Here is an 18,816-nt window from a genome sequence, read left to right on the forward strand (position 1 = left end):
GCGGTTTGAAGGCTACGACAGGTCGACAAGCCCTTCGTCCTTGACCTTGCCGATCGTCAGTGCCGAACGCACGGTGTCGACATTTTCGGCGGTCGTCAGTTCCTCGAGCACGAATTGCTGGAAGGAGCTGAAATCCGGCGCCACGCAGTGCAGGATGAAGTCGGTCTCGCCGGACATCATCCAGGCCGCACGCACCATCGGCCAGTCGCGGGTCATCGCCGCAAACGCCTTGATGCCGGCATCGCTCTGGTGCATCAGCCCGACGAGGCAGAACGCCTCGATCTCCTGGCCCAGCTTCGTGGCGTCGAGCATCGCGCGGTAGCCGGAAATGATGCCGGCCTCTTCCAGCCGGCGGACGCGGCGCAGGCAGGGCGGCGCGGAAATGCCGACGCGACTGGCCAGTTCGACATTCGTGATACGGCCATCGTCCTGCAACTCGCGCAGGATCGCCATGTCGATTGAATCGAGTTCCACAGCCTCACCCATGCAGATTGCATATGCGCGAAAACGCGAACCGGCAACCGGATTGAACGAACAAGCGGTTGAAAGGCGGTCACAGCGCCGTGTTGCGACGGCGCGGAACCTTGCGCCGCCCGGGCCCCAGCGCCTACATAGTCGCGAAGAACGACAGCAAGCCGGCATGCGGCCAGGCGCCAAAGAGGTCACGAAATGAGCGATGTCAAACACAGTCCGGTCCTGATCATCGGCTCGGGGCCGGCCGGTTATACCGCCGCCATCTATGCGGCGCGCGCCCTGCTCAAGCCGGTGCTTGTCGCCGGCATGGAACAGGGCGGGCAGTTGATGATCACCACGGAAGTGGAAAACTACCCCGGCTATGCCGAGCCGGTGATGGGTCCGTGGATGATGGAACAGATGCTGGAGCAGGCGAAAAACGTCGGTACCGAGGTGATCAACGACATCATCACCGATGTCGACGTGACAACGCGCCCGTTCCGCGCGACCGGCGACAGCGGTGCGGTCTACACCGCCGACGCGCTGATCATCGCGACCGGCGCGAAGGCCAAGTGGCTCGGGATCGAGAGCGAGCAGACCTATATGGGATACGGCGTCTCGGCGTGCGCGACCTGCGACGGTTTTTTCTATCGCGGCAAGGACGTCATTGTCGTCGGTGGCGGCAACACCGCCGTCGAGGAAGCGCTTTACCTCGCCAATCTCGCCAAATCGGTGACGCTGGTGCACCGCCGTGACGAACTGCGTTCGGAAAAGATCCTGCAGGAACGCCTGTTCGCCAAGGAAAACGTCACGATCATGTGGGACACGGTGCTCGACGAGATCACAGGCGCGAAGAACAATCCGGCGCTGCCCGCTGCCGTGACCGGCGCGAAGCTGAAGAACGTCAAGACCGGCGAGACCACCGAGATGCCGATCGACGGCATTTTCGTCGCCATCGGCCATGCGCCGGCAGTGTCGCTGTTCGAGGGCAAGCTCAAGCAGAAGCCGAACGGCTATCTGTGGACCGCACCCGATTCCACGGCGACCGACATTGCCGGCGTGTATGCGGCGGGCGACGTGACCGACGACATCTACCGCCAGGCAGTGACGGCGGCCGGCATGGGCTGCATGGCGGCGCTCGAAGCCGAAAAATTCCTGGCCGAACAGGAAACACAGCTGGAGGCCGCCGAGTAAGCGCGCTCCACGCGAGGGGGAACAAAAGATGCCGCTCGACTGGGACAAGTTGCGGGTTTTTCATGCCGCTGCGGAAGCGGGCTCATTCACCCATGCCGGTGAAAAACTGCATATGTCGCAGTCGGCGGTCAGCCGCCAGGTCTCGGCGCTGGAACAGGAGGTCGGCGTCACCCTGTTCAACCGGCATGCGCGCGGCCTGGTGCTGACCGAACAGGGCGAGCTTCTGTTCCGCACCGCAAACCAGGTGTTCGTCAAGCTTGAGACGGTGAAATCGCAGCTTTCCGACTCCAAGGACAAGCCGTCCGGACATTTGCGCGTGACGACAACCGTCGGACTGGGGTCAGGCTGGCTGACCTACCGCGTCCAGGACTTTCTCGAACTCTATCCCGACGTGCAGCTGCACCTGATGCTGTCGAACGAGGAACTCGACCTCAACATGCGCGAGGCGGATTGCGCGATCCGGCTGCGCCAGCCGCAACAGCCCGACCTGATCCAGCGCAAGCTGTTCACGGTGCATTTCCACATCTTCGCCTCGCCCGGTTATCTGAATAAATACGGACGCCCGGAGAAGCTCGACGATCTCGACAACCACCGGCTGATCGGCTTCGGCGAGCCGGCGCCTGCCTATCTGATGGAAATGCGTTCCTTCCTGACGCTCGGTCGGCCGGCCGACAATCCGCGGGTGCCGATCCTGGAGATCAACTCGATCATGTCGATCAAGCGGGCGGTGCAGCGCGGCATCGGAATTGCCATGCTGCCGGACTATGCAGTCGAGCAGGATGCCGGCCTGGTGCAATTGCTCACCGATGTCGAGTTGCCGAGTTTCAACACCTACTTCGTTTATCCCGAGGCGATGCGCACCAGTGCCAAACTGCAGGTTTTTCGGGATTTTCTGTTCTCGAAGGCGCGAAACTGGGCATTTTGAGCAGCCCTTGTGCAGGCATCTGCATCGAATTTGTTCGAGCCATGCAAAAAATGCATAGGTGCATTGCACAATAGAACGTTGAAGTCACGGTTTGCAGAAGCCATATTCGTCCTGTCAAGAACGCACCGTATCCTCCTCCCACGGTAACGTTCGAGATTTAAGATGCGAAGGCTATCCTCCTCCCAGCCTTCACATTGAATAAGACCGGGTCGCTATCCTCCTCCCAGCGGCCCGGTCTTTTTCGTTTTGCGCTCCCTGAAGAAACAATCCACGCTTCCGTTGCGGTAGATCCCGGATCCGTTCTGGATCACACGAATCCGGCGATTGCGGGACGGTGGGCCGGCAATGACCGCAATCCACAGCCTCACAAACTATTACGGTCACGCGCAGGACTTCTCACTGGCGGGGGCCGCAAGGGCTGGCTAGCGTCGGCGCGCTGGGGGGCGCGACATACAGATCTGGGAGACTGTACGCGTGCCCGATTGGATGCCCTGCCCGGCCCTTGCCTTGATTTCACTGTTCTCGATCATCCCGCCAAACGCCCTCGCCGATGCCACCGAAGACACCTGCAACCAGCTGATCGCGCTGGGCAAGAGCATGGTCTGCGCCGGCAGTGAGCCGGCCTGGGCACTGGAGCTGAAATGCGACGGCGGCCTGACCGCGAATTTCACTGACGCCTTTTCCGGCACCATCGCCGTCATTTCCGGCGACGTGCAGGTCAACGGCGGGAACCCCTGGCAGATCGAAACCAGCCATCCTCTCGCCGGCACGCTGGCGGCGACGCCGGTCGGCTGCACCGATGGCAGCGACCGGGTCTACGACTTCACCTTCCAGCCGCTCGAAGTGCCGGGGCTCGCCCCGCCGTTCGAAGCGCTTTGCTGCCACCTGGAGTGAGGGTCAGCGCGCAGAGACAGACGCATCGCAAAAATCGAAAGCCTATATTCTGTGGGAGAACTTGCTTCCATCACGCGCTTAACACTCGCGATCCTCCGAATCAGATACGCTTGACAAAGGAACGGCGTTCTGCTTTTGTTCCGTCGACAGGGGATTGGTATGAACTGCGAACTTCCAAATCCAAAACTGGACTTGCTTGATCGCGCCGGCGGCTTGGCTTTCCAGACGGTTCTCGCAGACCCCCCATGGAGGTTCATTAACCGAACAGGCAAAGTCGCGCCCGAACACAGGCGCTTGAACCGCTACGAAACCATGACAACAGAGGAGATTTGCGACCTCCCCGTCGACGCGCTGACTGTCGAGCCTGCCCATCTTTATCTTTGGGTACCTAATGCGCTTCTACCGGACGGCCTACGCGTTATGGAAGCTTGGGGCTTCCAATACAAATCCAATATCGTGTGGCACAAAGTTCGAAAGGATGGCGGTTCGGATGGTCGCGGTGTCGGGTTCTACTTCCGAAATGTGACGGAACTGCTTCTGTTTGGCGTACGCGGAAAAAACGCAAGAACATTGGCGCCAGCGCGCAGCCAGGTAAACATGATCCAATCGCGGAAGCGCGAGCACTCTCGCAAACCCGACGAGCAGTATGACCTAATTGAGGAGTGTTCGCCGGGACCCTATTTGGAGCTGTTTGCCCGTGGAACGCGCCCGGGATGGACTTATTGGGGCAATCAAGCGGACGAGAGCTATAAGCCGACGTGGAAGACGTATGCCTATAACTCCTCGGTTGAGGCTGCAGAGTAGTTAAAGGTAACAATCGAGTCGGGAATCCCGATTAGGACCAACGGACAAGGATTACCGACACCACGCAGCACGCGCTCCTGTAACTTTCGCCAATGCGTGGTGGCTTCCCCATATTTGTCGGACACAAACCAGTCTACCCAAGCTTCGCGAAAACTACCCATTCTCTCGGCTCTTGCTACTATGTTTTCGCGTTGGCGACGGGTCGGTGTGTAGCCAAAGCTGTCAAGTTTCTCAAAATCTTCAACGTCGTTATCGACAGCGAACCGCCTGACGTGATCCCGCATGTTGGAATGGAGGCTCGAGCCTCGTGTTATCAATCCACCGACTGAGATTGCACCTTCAGCGTGCAATCGCTTGAAGTTCTCCAAGTCCCTGTCGAAAAACGGATCCTTATTGTTCCACTCAATCTCCAACGCAAACACGCTGCCGTTCGGCGGGAACGATTTCACATGATCAATCTCGTGAGACAGTGAAGCGACTTCTATCTCGGGTTCATCATCCGCCCATCGAACGGTCTTGCGAACTTGGATATTTCGCTTGTCCCAACCGTTCTCCGCGAGCCTGCGCCTGAGGCGTTGAGTTAACTTTGTCTCTCCGCCGCCGCTCCCAATCACTTCCAAGATCGGCAAGTCGAGTTCGGCGCAAGCCTGCTCCAGTTCGGACTCGGCTTCTGGAAAGTCCTTAGAAATGATTGCTTCAGCATGATGTAGCGCCAAAACATCAAATCCCAGTTCTATGAGATGTCTGAACAGCATCGTAAGACTCTAGCGCGTCAAACGCTTGTATGTCACCCGCTTCGGATTGACGCTTTCGGGGCCGAGGCGGCGGATCTTGTCGGCCTCGTAGTCCTCGAAGTTGCCCTCGAACCATTCGACATGGCTGTCGCCCTCAAACGCGAGGATGTGGGTGGCGAGCCGGTCGAGAAACATGCGATCGTGGCTGATCACCACGGCGCAGCCGGCAAAGTTCTCCAGCGCCTCTTCCAGCGCGCCAAGCGTCTCGGTGTCGAGGTCGTTGGTCGGTTCGTCGAGCAGGATGACGTTGCCGCCCTCCTTCAGCATCTTGGCCAGATGCACGCGGTTGCGCTGGCCGCCAGACAGCGTGCCGACCTTCTGCTGCTGGTCGCCACCCTTGAAGTTGAAGGATGAGCAATAGGCGCGCGAATTGACCTCATGCTTGCCGAGCTTGATGACGTCGTTGCCGCCGGAGATCTCCTCCCAGACCGTCTTGTCGGGATGAAGCGCATCGCGCGACTGGTCGACATAGGAGAGATTGACCGTCTCGCCGACCGTGATGTCGCCGCTTTCGGGCTCTTCCTTGCCGGTGATCATGCGGAACAGCGTCGTCTTGCCGGCGCCGTTCGGTCCGATCACGCCGACAATGCCGCCGGGCGGCAGCTTGAAGGTCAGATCGTCGATCAGCAAGCGCTCGCCATAACCCTTCGACAGGCCTTCGGCATCGATGACCGTATTGCCCAGCCGCTCGCCAGCCGGGATGACGATCTGCGCGTCGCCGGGACGGCGATCGGCAGCATTCTTGACCAGTTCGTCATAGGCCTTGATACGCGCCTTGGATTTGGCCTGGCGGGCCTTGGGCGAGGATGCGATCCACTCCTGCTCGCGCGACAGTGTCTTCTGGCGGGCGGCCTCCTCGCGGCCCTCCTGCGCCATGCGCTTGGCCTTGGCTTCCAGATAGGCGGTGTAGTTGCCCTCGTAGGGAATGCCGCGGCCGCGGTCGAGTTCGAGAATCCAGCCCGTCACATTGTCGAGGAAGTAGCGGTCGTGGGTGATCATCAGAACCGAGCCTGGATATTCGCGCAGGTGCTTTTCCAGCCAGGCGATGGTCTCGGCGTCGAGATGGTTGGTCGGCTCGTCGAGCAGCAGCAGGTCCGGCTGGCGCAGCAGCAGCTGGCACAGCGCGACGCGGCGCTTTTCGCCGCCCGAAAGGTTGTCGATCGACGCATCGCCGGGCGGGCAGCGCAGCGCTTCCATCGCCATCTCGACCTGGCTTTCCAGGTCCCAGAGGTTCTGCGAATCGATGATGTCCTGAAGCTTTGCGCCCTCCTCCGCCGTTTCGTCGGAGTAGTTCATCATCAGTTCGTTGTAGCGGTCGACGATCGCCTTCTTGTCGGCGACCCCCTCCATGACATTGCCCATCACATCGAGGCTCTCGTCGAGCTGCGGTTCCTGCGGCAGGTATCCGCAGGTCGCGCCCTCGGCGAGCCATGCCTCGCCGGTGAACTCGGTATCAAGGCCGGCCATGATGCGCAGTACTGTCGATTTACCGGCGCCGTTGGGGCCGAGAATGCCGATTTTGGCATCCGGGTAGAAGGACAGGTGGATGTTTTCGAGGACCTTCTTGGATCCATAGGCCTTGTTGAGGCCGGACATGTGGTAGATGAACTGGCGGGCCATCGCTCTTCTGCTTTGTTGGGACGAGAATTGGCGCGTGTGTAGGGGAATTCGTTGCCGGCGGCAATGGCGGTTTCGTCAACCGGAGACGGAACCGCAACGCCCCCCGCAATCGGCGCGAACAAGCCCGGCCGATCCGCTCAAACTACAAGATTTCGGGGTGCAACTGGCCGAAAAAGGCGCTTTACGGCGGTTGAACTGTGCCGGCCGCGTACCAATGTCAGGTCGTCGGTGGCGATTACGCACCAGGAGGAAGCAATGAAGCGAATGACGATGGCCCTCGCGGCCGGAATTGCAGCAAGCATGCTTATCCATCAACCGGTCCTCGCAGATGGCGGCGGAGGCGGTTCGAGCGACGCAATCAAATGCAACAGCGGCTGGGTCTGGGACAAGAAACAGCGCAAATGTGTTCGGCAGTCCTCGGAAAATGTCGAGGACGGCGACCTGCTCGACAGCGCTATCGCATTCGCCAATGGCGGACGCTATGACGACGCTATCAGCGCGCTGCACCTGATCGGCGACACGAGCGACCCGGAAGTGTGGAACTATCTCGGTTTTGCGACCCGCAAGTCCGGCGACCTGAAGGGCGGTCTCGCCTATTACCGCAAGGCGCTCGAGGTCGATCCCGACTACACGCTGGCCCGCGCCTATATGGGCGAAGCGTTCCTGACGGCCGGCGACCGCCCTGCCGCGGTGGCACAACTGCGCGAGATCGAGCGGCGCGACGGCCGGCAGGGCCGGGCTTATACCTACCTCGCAAGCGCGCTGGAAAACCAGCGCCAGTATTGAGCCTCAGTCAGGCGGTCGTCCGCGCGGCCGCTTGACACATAGCCCAAGTCCCGGCACCTCGTTGCGTAACCGCAACGAAGGTGCCGGTATGGCCTTCACAAAACCGCAGATGTTCGCCTCGGCGACCGGCGCATCGCTGGCGTTACGCCACGAACCTGCGCGAGGTCTCGCGCGCGGCGTCGTTCAGATCAATCACGGTCTGGCCGAGCATGCCGCACGTTACGCCCGCTTTGCCGACGTGCTGGCCGGGGCCGGCTACCACGTTTATGCGCATGACCATCGCGGCCACGGTCTGACGACCGCGCCGGATGCGCCCTATCGTGGTTTTTCCGGGATGCGGGATGGCGCTGACAAGGTGATCGCCGATGTCGGTGCGGTCCATCGGGAAATCGCCATCCGCCACCCCGGCCTGCCAGTCGTGGTGTTCGGCCACTCGATGGGCGGGCTGATCGCCATGAACTATGCGCTGCGCCATCCCGATGGTCTTGCTGCGGCGGCGGTCTGGAACGCCAATTTTTCGGCCGGCGCAGCAGGTTACGCCGCAAAGGCGGTGTTGGCCGTCGAGCGGTTTCGGCTCGGTTCCGACGTGCCGTCGCGCATGTTGCCGCGCCTGACATTTGCGGCCTGGGCCAAATCGGTGCCGGACCGACGCGCCGAGTTCGACTGGCTGAGCCGCGATTCGGCTGAGGTCGACGCCTACATCGCCGATCCGGATTGTGGTTGGGACGCGACCATCGGGATGTGGCAGACGGTGTTCGACCTGATCTTTGCCGGCGGCAAGGTCGAGAGCGCTTCGCCCGCCACCAAGGCCCTGCCCTTCAACCTTGTCGGCGGCGGCCGCGATCCAGCGACAGATTTCGGGCGCGCCGTGGAGCAGCAGGCTGCGCGCCTGCGGAAGACCGGATTTGCCGATGTGGCCTTGACGGTCTATCCGGAGTTCCGTCACGAAACGCTGAACGAGCAGGGACGCGAACAGGCGATTGACGCATTCATTGCCTGGTTGAACGAGAAACTTCCGGACGCCTGACCAGGCGTACGGCCCAACCGGAGACAGTCATGGCAAGCCGACGCGATCCGCGCACACCGGCGCTGATCATCCTTTTGATGTGCGCGACGCTGACCATCATGGCAGGCGCGACAATCGCCCCGTCGCTTCCGGCGATGGGCGATCACTTCTCCGACAATCCGGCTGCCTTCGCCCTGGTGCCGCTGGTCCTGACCGTGCCGGGGTTGGCAATCGCCATCGCAGCACCGCTGTCCGGCCTCGTCGCTGACCGGTTGCCGAAACGCAGTATTCTGATCCTCTCGATGCTGGTCTATGTTGCTGCCGGCTCGTCCGGCCTGGTACTCGACGACATCACGTCGATCATCGCGGGACGCGTGCTTCTGGGAATTGCTGTCGGCGGTATCATGACGACCTCGGTCGCGCTGATCGCCGAACTCTATCAAGATCATGAGCGCGGCCGGGTGCTGGGCTACCAGTCGGCGGCCATGGCGTTTGGCGGCGTCGCCTTCATCCTGACAGGTGGTTTTCTGGCCGATCTGTCATGGCGCGCGCCATTCGCCGTCTATCTGGCGCCGCTTTTGCTCTTGCCGCTGGTGCTGGCGCGGATCGATCGGGGCAATTCGGTGGATCTCGAGCCGAGTGAGGCACATGAAAACCGGACCCGGCGTTTTCCCTGGCGCCACGCGATCGTCATCTATCCGAGCGTATTCATTGCCTTCGTCGTGTTTTACGCGCTGCCAATCAAGCTGCCCTTTCTGTTTCGCGAACTCGGCGCCGAACGGGCATCGACGGCCGGCATGGCGATCGCACTGGTGACGCTGGTCTCCGGCCTCGCGTCGTGGCACTTCCAACGCATTCGCGGCAGCATTTCATTTCCGGCCATGGCGGCCGCATCGTTGGCGATCATGGCACCGGCCTTCGCCTTCATGGCAACGCTACCGAGCGTGGCGCTGATTTTCACCGTGCTACCGACCGTCGGGCTCGGTATGGGCCTGGTGATGCCGAATGCCACGACCTGGCTTTACTCGGGCGTTCCGGCCGGGGTGCGGGGCCAGGCGGCCGGACTGATGACCATGTCGGTGTTTACCGCGCAGTTCCTGTCAGCGCCGGTTGCCGCATTCTTCACCGCCTATGGCGGCATCTCCGCGCTTTTCTGGTTCTGCTCGGCTATCGCAACGCTGGCAGGCCTCGCCTATGCGGCCCTTGCCATGCTGCGCCGGGCTGACGCTCACAAGCGCGTTTGATACCGACAATGCCGGCAGACAATCGGGACACGTCCGCGAAGGACGTTGTTGCCAGCCACTTCGCTGTTGAGAACCTCACGGTCTTCCTGGTGCGGACCGCGCTGCAAACCGTGCTCAGCTAGGCAATATGCTCTATTTTTTCCCAGAGGCGACAGCGAGCATTGCAGCGGTATGAAAGGCAAGTGCTGAACGTTCGCGCTCGCGGTCCGGGCCCAGTTTTTCCAAGACCGGATTTCCAACACCTTGAACGCAACAGCGGGCAGGGCTTCAAGTTCGGCCGGAGCGGTGCAGCCGGCCCGACCAGACATCAATCGCAGCCTGCAAACTTCACCCGCTTTGCCGTGCCAATCCGCCGGAAAGGGCCGACCAGACAGGCACCAGGATCGTATTGGCGACAGGGATCAGGACAAGGCCAAGGGCAAGGCCGAAGAGACCGTCCATCGTGGCCTTGGCGATCCATTCGACGGCGCCTTCCATCGGCGGGACGGCATGACCGGCAATCGCGGCCAAGTCATGGATGAGATGACCGAGCCAGGTAAAACCAAGCGATTCCAGGCCGTGAACGACGATCGAACCGCCAACCCACAGCATCGCCGCCGTACCGATCGTTGTCAGCAGCTTGAGGAAACCCGGCATCGCCCTGACGATGCCACGGCCGAACGCACGTGTGACAGAAAGCCGCCCCTCCTCGGCCAAATGCAGCCCGACATCATCTGCCTTCACGATCAGCGCCACACTGCCATAGACAATTACTGTAATGCCAATGCCGGCCACAGCGAGCGTGAAAGCTTCCATCCAGAAGTTCGATTCCGGAATGGCGGCGAGGATGATCGTCATGATCTCCGCCGACAGGATGAAATCCGTCTTGATCGCGCCGGCTACCCTTTCCTTTTCCAGGTGAAGCGGGTTTTCGGGCGTTGCCGCAGCGGCTCTCGCGTCCGGTCCGTGATGCGGTTGTAAGATGTGGGCGACCTTTTCCGCACCCTCGAAACACAGATACGCGCCTCCGATCATCAAAAGCGGCATGATCAGCCATGGCGCAAAGGTCGACAGCAGCAGAGCGACCGGCAGAAGGATCAGCACCTTGTTGCGAAGCGAACCTTTTGCGATCTGCCAGACGATGGGCAGTTCGCGGGCAGGCTCGAAGCCATGAACGAATTTCGGCGTCACCGCCGCATCGTCGATGACCGCCCCCGATGCCTTTGCGCCGGCCTTGACGGCCTGTGCCATCACGTCATCGACGGATGTTGCGGCGACCTTCGCGATCGCGGCAACATCGTCGAGAAGGGCTAAAAGACCGCTCATACCCGCCAATCGCCTCTCGTTGCCTGGAATCTCTCAATTCCGGTCTAGCGTGATGGTAGCGCAATGAAAACAGCGGAACGTTTCCGAGCGGCACCTGCTCCGGGAAACATGGCGCACCGCCCGCGCCAGGCAAGTCATCGCAAAGGCTGGAGGCGCGATCGGCCCGGCGACCGAACGAACATGGCGGGGTTGTTTGGAGCGCAGTCACCGGCAACGCGCAACGAAAACCCCGCCTGCTGGCAGGCGGGGTGTAAAAAACTACCAACGCTTCTGAGTGAGAAAAGCGCTTACTCTGCGTAAGCGCCAGCTTCCTCGTTGATGTAGGCGATCACGTTGGCGATGTCCTCTTCCTTCTTGAGGCCGGGAAACGCCATTTTGGTGCCCTTGACCACCTTTTTCGGCGCCGCCAGGTATTCCCCGATCAGGGCGACGTCCCAGACCTTGTCGCCCTCGGCAAAGGCGGTCATGCCCTTGGAGTACTTGAAGCCCTCAACGGCAGCGACCGGGCGGTTGATGATGCCGACGAGATGCGGGCCGACCTTGTTTTTCTCATCATCGACGACGTGACAGGCTTTGCACTTGTTGTAGACCTTCTTGCCGGCCGCAGCATCGCCGGTAATGTCCTGGGCATTGGCCACAGGAACCGCAGCAAGGGTCGCGGCGGCAATCATCAGAGTTGCAAGTTTCACGATCGATACTCCATCGAATTGAACAGTGACTAGTCCAGGTTTCTTGATATCCGAGGTTTATGCCACAGCGCGCGCCAGGGCGCATTGCGACCATAGATCACACAGTGCCGAAGCGAGATGATCGATATCGGCCTGCGTGTGCGACGGATTGGGCGTGATGCGCAGCCGCTCGGTCTTCACCGGCACGGTGGGATAGTTGATCGGCTGAACATAGATGCCGTAGTCGTCGAGCAGGATGTCGGAGATCCATTTGCACTTGCGCGCATCGCCGACCATCACCGGCACGATGTGCGACGGATTGGTCATGTGCGGGATGCCGCGCGCGTCCAGCGCCGCGCGCACCGCCGCGACATTGGCCTTCTGAGCCGCCCGTTCCTTGCCACTCTGCTTGAGGTGGCGGATAGAAGCGGCAGCACCCGCCGCCAGCGCCGGCGGCAGTGCGGTGGTGAAGATGAAGCCGGAGGCAAACGAACGGACGAAATCGACAAGGTTCTCCGAAGCGGTGATGTAGCCGCCCATGACGCCAAACGCCTTGCCAAGCGTGCCTTCGATGACGGTCAGGCGATCCATCAGGCCCTCGCGCTCGGCAATGCCGCCGCCGCGCGCGCCGTACATGCCAACGGCATGCACTTCGTCGAGATAGGTCATTGCGCCATACTTGTCGGCGACGTCGCAGATTTCCTTGATCGGGGCGATGTCGCCGTCCATCGAGTAGACGCTTTCAAACGCCACCAGCTTCGGCGCGGACGGATCGTCGGCGGCCATCTGCCGGTCGAGATCGCGCCAGTCATTGTGCTTGAAGATGCGCTTTTCGCAGCGCGCGTGGCGGATGCCCTCGATCATCGAGGCGTGGTTAAGCGCATCCGAGTAAACGATGATGTTCGGGATCTTGGACGCAAGCGTACCGAGCGCGGCCCAGTTGGAAACATAGCCCGACGTGAAGATCAGCGCCGATTCCTTGCCATGCAAGTCGGCCAACTCGCGCTCCAGCATCACATGGTAGTGGTTGGTGCCCGAGATGTTACGAGTGCCACCTGCCCCGGTGCCGCACTTGTCGATCGCGTCATGCATGGCGGAAACCACATCCGGGTTCTGGCCCATGCCGAGATAGTCATTGGAGCACCAGACGGTGACCTGCTGGGTCGATCCGTCTTCACGGTAACGCGTCGCTTTCGGAAACGAGCCCGAATGGCGTTCGAGATCCGCGAAGACGCGGTAGTTGCCCGCATCATGCAGTGTCGACAAACGGTCGGAAAAAAACTTCTCGAAATCCACGATCATGCACTCCATTTCGCCGTCAGGCACTCCTCGTCATCACCGGGATGACTGAACGGTCGGCACCTCTATAACGGCTCGGCCCCCTGTTTGATATGCGACAAATGTCACCATTTGGGTAGAAGGCCAGATGCCCGCCTGCCTTGATTTTAGTCAAGTACCGTCGAGGCAGCCTGAAACGGAAACAGAATTCCGCTTCCGCGTCGATCTTTGGAACGCCAGTCCTCGTTCGCTTTCCGGCCCGCTCTTATCTTCCAGACAACATCGAACGAGGCCTGAAATGCGTCATTTTCCGATATTCCTGGATCTGTCCGGTCGGCGAGTCGTCGTTTCCGGTGCCGGAGAATGCGCTGTTTCCAAACTGCGGCTGCTGCTGAAAAGCGAAGCGACAATTGCCGTCTACGGTGCGCAGCCGGTCGATCAAGTCCGCCGCTGGGCCGAACAGGGTGCGATCGAACTGATCGAACGCCGCATCGAAACGGCGGACGCGGCAGGCGCGGCGCTGGTCTATGGCGCAAACGAGGATGCGGCGGAAGACGCCAGAGCCGCAGGGATTGGCAAGGCGGCAGGCGCTCTTGTCAACATCGTCGACAATCTGGACGATTCGCAATTCATCACACCAGCAATCGTGGATCGCGATCCGGTAACGGTTGCAATCGGTACTGAAGGTGCCGCGCCTGTGCTGGCGCGCAAGATCAAGGCCGACCTGGAAGAACGCCTGCCGACATCGCTCGGCATTCTGGCGCGCATTGGCCAGGCATTCCGTGACCGTGCCGCCATGCTGCCGATGGGCCGCAAGCGCCGTGATTTCTGGACCCGCTTCTATTTCGGCGAAGGCGACGCCGCACTGAAACGGGATGGCGAGGACGGCGTTCGCGCCAAGCTGGAAGAGCTCTTGACCGACGCCATCGAGACCCGCCCGCGCGACGGTCATGTCAGCCTGATCGGCGCCGGCCCCGGCGATCCCGACCTGCTGACCGTGATGGCGCGACGCCACCTGCACGAGGCCGATGTAGTGCTGCACGACCGGCTGGTGCCCCAGGCGATCCTGGAACTGGCGCGCCGCGAGGCAACGATCATCGAAGTCGGCAAGACCGGTTTCGGCAAATCCTGGAAGCAGGACGATATCAACGCGCTGCTCGTCGAACATGCCGCCAAGGGCGCGCAAATCGCGCGGCTTAAATCCGGCGATGCAGGCATGTTTGGCCGGCTTGACGATGAACTCGACGCGCTGGACGCGGCGGGCATCGCCTGGACCGTCGTTCCGGGCATCACCGCAGCGACGGCGGCGGCGGCCTCCAACGGGTTGTCGCTGACACGGCGCGGCCGCAACTCCTCGGTCCGCTTCCTGACCGCGCACGATGTCGACGGCTTTGCCGAGCATGACTGGCGGGCCCTGGCGAACCCGGGCACCGGCGCCGCCATCTATATGGGTATCAAGGCCGCCGGGTTCCTGCGTGGACGGCTGCTCATGCATGGCGCTTCCGCCGACACCCCTGTCACCGTGGTGGAAAACGCCTCGCGCGCCAACCAGAAGACCATCGCCACGACGATCCTCGCCCTGCCCGACGCCATCCGCGCGTCCGGCATCAAGGGTCCGGCGGTCATCCTCTATGGCATGGCACCGCGCAAGGCGCAGGCGCTTGCCGCCAACCTTGAACCCGAACTTGCAACCGAACAGGCAGGAGCCGTCTGATGGCCCGCGAATACAAACCCCAGATCGTCACCGCCAACGACCTCTTCGAAGGCGACGCCGTCTACTACACCGCCGCCGGCGGTTGGTCGCGCGAGCATGGCGAAGCCATCGTCGCATGGTCGAAGGATGCCGCCGACAAGCTGCTGCAGGCAGCCAACGAGCAGCAGGCGCGTATTGTCGGCCCGTATCTCGCCGAAGTGGCGATGGGCGACGACAACCGTCCTTCTCCGGTGCATTTCCGCGAGGCGTTCAGGACGCGCGGTCCGTCGAATTACCTGCATGGAAAGCAGGAGCTTGCCTCCTCGATCCAAACAGACGCCTAAACCATCTCGAGCATCGAAAAACGCGACAGAGAACCTCGCAAGAAAGACACTGAGCGATGTACAAGTACAACGAATTCGACGAAGCCTTCGTGCGTAACCGCGTCGCGGAGTTCCGCGAACAGGTTCAGCGCCGCATCGACGGATCGCTCACCGAGGACGAGTTCAAGCCGCTGCGCCTGAAGAACGGGCTCTATCTGCAGCTCCACGCCTACATGCTGCGTGTGGCCATCCCCTATGGCACGCTCAACTCGAAGCAGATGCGCCAGCTCGCGCTGATCGCCGAGCGATTCGACAAGGGCTACGGGCACTTCACGACGCGCCAGAACATCCAGTTCAACTGGCCACGCCTGAAGGACGTCGCCGACATTCTGGACCTCTTGGCCGATGTCGAGATGCACGCCATCCAGACGTCCGGCAACTGCATTCGCAACGTGACGGCCGACCATTTCGCCGGCGCTGCCGCCGACGAGATCGAGGACCCGCGCCCGACCGCCGAATTGCTGCGCCAATGGTCGACCGACCACCCCGAGTTCCAGTACCTGCCGCGCAAGTTCAAGATCGCGATCACCGGCGCGCCGAACGACCGCGCAGTCACCAAGGCGCATGACATCGGGCTCAGGATGGTTCGCAACGATGCCGGCGAACCCGGATACGAAATCATTGTCGGCGGCGGGCTCGGCCGGACACCGATGGTCGGTAAGACCGTGCGCGAATTCCTCCCAAAGGCCGATTTGCTGCCGTACCTCGAAGCGATCATGCAGGTCTACAACCTGTCCGGCCGGCGCGACAACAAGTACAAGGCACGCATCAAGATCCTCGTGCACGAAACCGGCCTGGAAGAGATCCGCACCGCTGTCGAAGAGGCATTCGAGCACCACAAGCGCGATTTCGTCGGCCCGCCGGTCGAATTGGTCGAGGCCATTGACGAGGCGTTCGCGCCGCCGCTGTTCGACAACACACAGTCGCTTGCCTTCGAGCACGAGCAGCAGGCCAATCCGGCCTTCCGTTCGTTTGTCGAGACCAATGTCAGCGAGCACCGGAACCCGGCCTACGGCATCGTTTCGGTGTCCATGAAGCCGATCGGCGGAACGCCGGGAGACGCGTCGGCGGATCAAATGCGGGTGTTAGCCGATCTGGCCGAACGCTACGGCCACGACGAGTTGCGCATCAGCCATGAGCAGAACGTCATCCTGCCGCATGTCCGCAAGGCCGATATCCCGGCCGTTTATGCTGAGCTACGCGAGGCCGGGTTGGCAACCGCCAATATCGGGCTCGTTTCGGACATCATCGCCTGCCCCGGCATGGACTATTGCGCGCTGGCGACGGCACGCTCGATCCCGATAGCGCAGCAGATCTCCAACCGCTTCGACGAGTTGAAGCTGGAGCGCGAGATCGGGCCGCTGAAGATCAAAATCTCCGGCTGCATCAATGCCTGTGGCCACCACCATGTCGGCCATATCGGCATTCTCGGCCTCGACAAGGCGGGAAAGGAAAACTACCAGATTACGCTCGGCGGCGATGGTACCGAAACCGCGACCATCGGCGAGCGTACCGGCCCCGGCTTCGACGACGAAGATGTGGTGCCGGCGGTCGAGACGATCATCGGAACTTATCTTGAACTGCGCGAAGACACGTCGGAGACCTTCCTTCAGGCATACCGGCGCCTCGGCGCCGAGCCGTTCAAGCAGGCAATCTACGGTCAGACCGAGGACGAAGCCCGTGCTGCATGAGCCGAACAACTCCAATAGCGTGACCCGCGATGCCGATGGTGCGTTTCTGCGCGTGAACCGGACGCGGGACGTCCTGCGGCGCGCGCTTGGTTCGAAGGATTTCGGCGAGATCGCGGTGGTGTCGTCTTTTGGCGCTGAATCCGCCGCCCTATTGCACATGGTTGCCAATATCGATCCGGCCGCACCGGTGATCTTCATCGACACACGGATGCTGTTTGAGGAAACGCTGCGCTACAAGGACGAGTTGGTGCGCCGCTTCGGCCTGACCGGCGTGCGCAGCGTGTCGCCGGACGGCAAGGCGATCCGTTCCACCGATCCGTATGGGCGGCTGCATCTGAGCGACACCGATGCCTGCTGCGGTTTTCGCAAGACGGACGTGTTGCGGCAGGCACTTGCAGGCTTCGACGGCTGGATTACGGGCCGCAAGCGGTTCCAGGCAGCGACCCGCGACAAGCTGGAGATCATGGAACACGCCAGCGGCGGCAAACTGAAAATCAACCCGCTCGCGCACTGGACACAAGCCGATACCGATGCCTATTTCGCCGAATTCGACCTGCCCCGGCATCCGCTCATTGAACACGGCTATCTTTCGATCGGCTGTGCGTCGTGCACAACCGCGGTCAAGCCCGGCGAAGACGCGCGGGCCGGCCGCTGGCGCGATTCGGACAAGATCGAATGCGGTATCCATTTTGAAAACGGCAAGCTTGTGCGCACCAACGGCGCCGCTGCATCGGAGTAAACAATGGGCATTATCGTAACCGATGAAGGTTTCAGGAACGACAACCTGGCGGCAGCCGAGGCGAATGGCGAGTTTCGTTTTCTGACACCCGATGAACTGGCCGAACACGCCGCCGGTCAGGGCGCTGTCGGTCTGACTGTCGACAACTCGACCGATCTCGAAGCGTTGGTCGAGTGGTTCGACGCGGTCGACGTGATCGTCATTCCCTTTCCGTCGTTCGCCGATGGCCGGGGCTTTTCCATTGCGAGGCGCCTGCGTCAGCTCGGTTACGGCGGCAAGCTGCGCGCGAGCGGCCATCTGATCGCAGACCAGTATGCGCATGCGCGCCGTGTCGGCATCGACGAGATTGCGATTTCCAATGAAATCGCCGCCCGCCAGCCGGAAGACCAGTGGACGGCGCGCGCCGGCTGGCAACAGCATTTCTATCAAAAGCGATTGCTTGGCACCCGCTGAACAGTTTATCAGGACCGCTAGACCATGAATGACCTGACGCCCATCAAGGAAACGGCGGCGCGCGTGAACATCTCCACTCCACTGCCTGACGGGCAGACCGTAACCGAAGTCACTCACTGGACCGAAAAACTGTTTTCGTTCCGTCTGACTCGGCCACAAAGCTTGCGGTTCCGCTCGGGCGAGTTCGTAATGATCGGCCTGATGGGCGATCCGGTCGGCGACAAGCCCGCCCGTCCGATCCTGCGCGCCTATTCCATTGCCTCGCCTTCTTGGGACGAAGAACTGGAATTCTATTCCATCGCAGTCCCTGACGGTCCGCTGACCTCCAAACTGGTGCATATCCAGCCCGGCGACCAGGTGATCCTGAAGACCAAGGCGACCGGAACGCTGGTGATCGACGCGCTCTTGCCAGGCAAGCGGCTTTACATGATCGCCACGGGAACCGGCATCGCGCCGTTCGCCTCGCTGATCCGCGATCCGGAAGTCTACGAGAAGTTCGACGAGGTGATCCTGACACATACCTGTCGCGAGGTCGCCGAACTCGAATATGGCCGGCTGCTGGTCGAAAAGCTGATCGACGATCCGCTAATCGGCGAGATGGTCGATGGCAAACTGCACTACTACCCGACGACCACCCGTGAAGAGTCGCCGCGCATGGGCCGGATCACCGACAAAATCCGCACCGGTGAACTGTTTGACGATCTCGGCATGCCAAAACTGGACCAGGAGACCGACCGCGTAATGATCTGCGGCTCGATGGGCCTGAACCTCGAGATCAAGGAGCTTTGCGAAGCCGCCGGCCTGGAAGAAGGCGCGAACTCGAAGCCCGGCCACTACGTATTGGAAAAGAGCTTCGTCGGCGAAGGCGGGATTCTCTAGGAATATG

Annotated in this window: 19 protein-coding genes; 13 read left to right on the forward strand and 6 right to left on the reverse strand. The window is 61.3% G+C overall.

What is annotated here, in order from left to right:
- Positions 1–12 precede the first annotated feature (12 nt).
- A complete protein-coding gene (locus ACO06R_RS17180) occupies positions 13–474 on the reverse strand; it encodes an Lrp/AsnC family transcriptional regulator (protein ID WP_421852840.1) in 462 nt (153 codons plus the stop codon).
- A gap of 195 nt (positions 475–669) precedes the next feature.
- Between ACO06R_RS17180 and trxB the strand changes: the two genes are divergently transcribed.
- The 4 genes from trxB (at position 670) to ACO06R_RS17200 (ending at position 4,270) form a co-directional block, all read left to right on the forward strand.
- On the forward strand, positions 670–1,647 hold the full coding sequence (gene trxB, locus ACO06R_RS17185) for a thioredoxin-disulfide reductase (protein ID WP_421852843.1): 978 nt from the start codon (positions 670–672) through the stop codon (positions 1,645–1,647).
- A gap of 28 nt (positions 1,648–1,675) precedes the next feature.
- Entirely contained in the window at positions 1,676–2,572 is an 897-nt protein-coding gene (locus tag ACO06R_RS17190; protein ID WP_421852846.1) for a LysR family transcriptional regulator, read from the forward strand.
- 474 nt (positions 2,573–3,046) lie between these two features.
- Positions 3,047–3,466, forward strand: coding sequence for a hypothetical protein (locus tag ACO06R_RS17195; RefSeq protein WP_421852849.1), 420 nt, complete (start codon positions 3,047–3,049; stop codon positions 3,464–3,466).
- A 159-nt stretch (positions 3,467–3,625) separates the two neighbouring features.
- Complete coding sequence (locus ACO06R_RS17200; RefSeq protein ID WP_421852852.1) at positions 3,626–4,270, forward strand: MT-A70 family methyltransferase; 645 nt, start codon at positions 3,626–3,628, stop codon at positions 4,268–4,270.
- On the opposite strand, the gene ACO06R_RS17205 is transcribed toward ACO06R_RS17200, so the two are convergent.
- Together ACO06R_RS17205 and ettA are read right to left on the reverse strand one after the other, a co-directional pair.
- Positions 4,240–5,025 (reverse strand): BglII/BstYI family type II restriction endonuclease, encoded by a 786-nt coding sequence (locus tag ACO06R_RS17205; protein ID WP_421852855.1) that lies wholly within the window; start codon positions 5,023–5,025, stop codon positions 4,240–4,242. The genes ACO06R_RS17200 and ACO06R_RS17205 overlap by 31 nt on opposite strands.
- Positions 5,026–5,034: 9 nt before the next feature.
- Entirely contained in the window at positions 5,035–6,684 is a 1,650-nt protein-coding gene (gene ettA / locus ACO06R_RS17210; protein WP_421852858.1) for an energy-dependent translational throttle protein EttA, read from the reverse strand.
- Between the two features lie 300 nt (positions 6,685–6,984).
- Here ettA and ACO06R_RS17215 point away from each other — a divergent pair, with 300 nt between their 5' ends.
- The 3 genes from ACO06R_RS17215 (at position 6,985) to ACO06R_RS17225 (ending at position 9,720) form a co-directional block, all read left to right on the forward strand.
- Positions 6,985–7,470 carry a tetratricopeptide repeat protein gene (locus ACO06R_RS17215; RefSeq protein WP_421852861.1) on the forward strand — a complete coding sequence of 162 codons (486 nt, stop codon included), beginning with the start codon at positions 6,985–6,987 and terminating at the stop codon, positions 7,468–7,470.
- Between the two features lie 88 nt (positions 7,471–7,558).
- Positions 7,559–8,497: an alpha/beta fold hydrolase gene (locus ACO06R_RS17220; RefSeq protein ID WP_421852864.1), complete on the forward strand. Its 939-nt coding sequence runs from the start codon at positions 7,559–7,561 to the stop codon at positions 8,495–8,497.
- 29 nt (positions 8,498–8,526) lie between these two features.
- Positions 8,527–9,720 (forward strand): MFS transporter, encoded by a 1,194-nt coding sequence (locus ACO06R_RS17225; protein WP_421852867.1) that lies wholly within the window; start codon positions 8,527–8,529, stop codon positions 9,718–9,720.
- Positions 9,721–10,047: 327 nt separating this feature from the next.
- On the opposite strand, the gene ACO06R_RS17230 is transcribed toward ACO06R_RS17225, so the two are convergent.
- From ACO06R_RS17230 to hemA, 3 genes are all read right to left on the reverse strand, one after another.
- Entirely contained in the window at positions 10,048–11,025 is a 978-nt protein-coding gene (locus ACO06R_RS17230) for a DUF808 domain-containing protein (protein ID WP_421852870.1), read from the reverse strand.
- A gap of 287 nt (positions 11,026–11,312) precedes the next feature.
- Positions 11,313–11,714 carry a c-type cytochrome gene (locus ACO06R_RS17235; RefSeq protein WP_421852873.1) on the reverse strand — a complete coding sequence of 134 codons (402 nt, stop codon included), beginning with the start codon at positions 11,712–11,714 and terminating at the stop codon, positions 11,313–11,315.
- A 57-nt stretch (positions 11,715–11,771) separates the two neighbouring features.
- On the reverse strand, positions 11,772–12,995 hold the full coding sequence (gene hemA, locus ACO06R_RS17240; protein ID WP_421859487.1) for a 5-aminolevulinate synthase: 1,224 nt from the start codon (positions 12,993–12,995) through the stop codon (positions 11,772–11,774).
- A 274-nt stretch (positions 12,996–13,269) separates the two neighbouring features.
- On the opposite strand from hemA, the gene cysG reads away from it, so the two are divergent.
- The 6 genes from cysG to ACO06R_RS17270 are packed head-to-tail and all read left to right on the forward strand — an operon-like array spanning position 13,270 to position 18,809.
- Positions 13,270–14,685 (forward strand): siroheme synthase CysG, encoded by a 1,416-nt coding sequence (gene cysG, locus ACO06R_RS17245; RefSeq protein WP_421852876.1) that lies wholly within the window; start codon positions 13,270–13,272, stop codon positions 14,683–14,685.
- A complete protein-coding gene (locus ACO06R_RS17250) occupies positions 14,685–15,008 on the forward strand; it encodes a DUF2849 domain-containing protein (RefSeq protein ID WP_421852879.1) in 324 nt (107 codons plus the stop codon). Before cysG ends, ACO06R_RS17250 begins: the two co-directional genes overlap by 1 nt.
- Before the next feature lie 56 nt (positions 15,009–15,064).
- Complete coding sequence (locus ACO06R_RS17255; protein ID WP_421852882.1) at positions 15,065–16,738, forward strand: nitrite/sulfite reductase; 1,674 nt, start codon at positions 15,065–15,067, stop codon at positions 16,736–16,738.
- Positions 16,728–17,477: a phosphoadenylyl-sulfate reductase gene (locus tag ACO06R_RS17260; protein ID WP_421852885.1), complete on the forward strand. Its 750-nt coding sequence runs from the start codon at positions 16,728–16,730 to the stop codon at positions 17,475–17,477. Before ACO06R_RS17255 ends, ACO06R_RS17260 begins: the two co-directional genes overlap by 11 nt.
- 3 nt (positions 17,478–17,480) lie before the next feature.
- Positions 17,481–17,930 (forward strand): DUF934 domain-containing protein, encoded by a 450-nt coding sequence (locus tag ACO06R_RS17265; protein ID WP_421852888.1) that lies wholly within the window; start codon positions 17,481–17,483, stop codon positions 17,928–17,930.
- Between the two features lie 24 nt (positions 17,931–17,954).
- Positions 17,955–18,809 (forward strand): ferredoxin--NADP reductase, encoded by an 855-nt coding sequence (locus tag ACO06R_RS17270; protein ID WP_421852891.1) that lies wholly within the window; start codon positions 17,955–17,957, stop codon positions 18,807–18,809.
- Positions 18,810–18,816: the final 7 nt, after the last annotated feature.

Source organism: Oricola sp. (assembly GCF_965230365.1).
GTDB lineage: Bacteria > Pseudomonadota > Alphaproteobacteria > Rhizobiales > Rhizobiaceae > Oricola.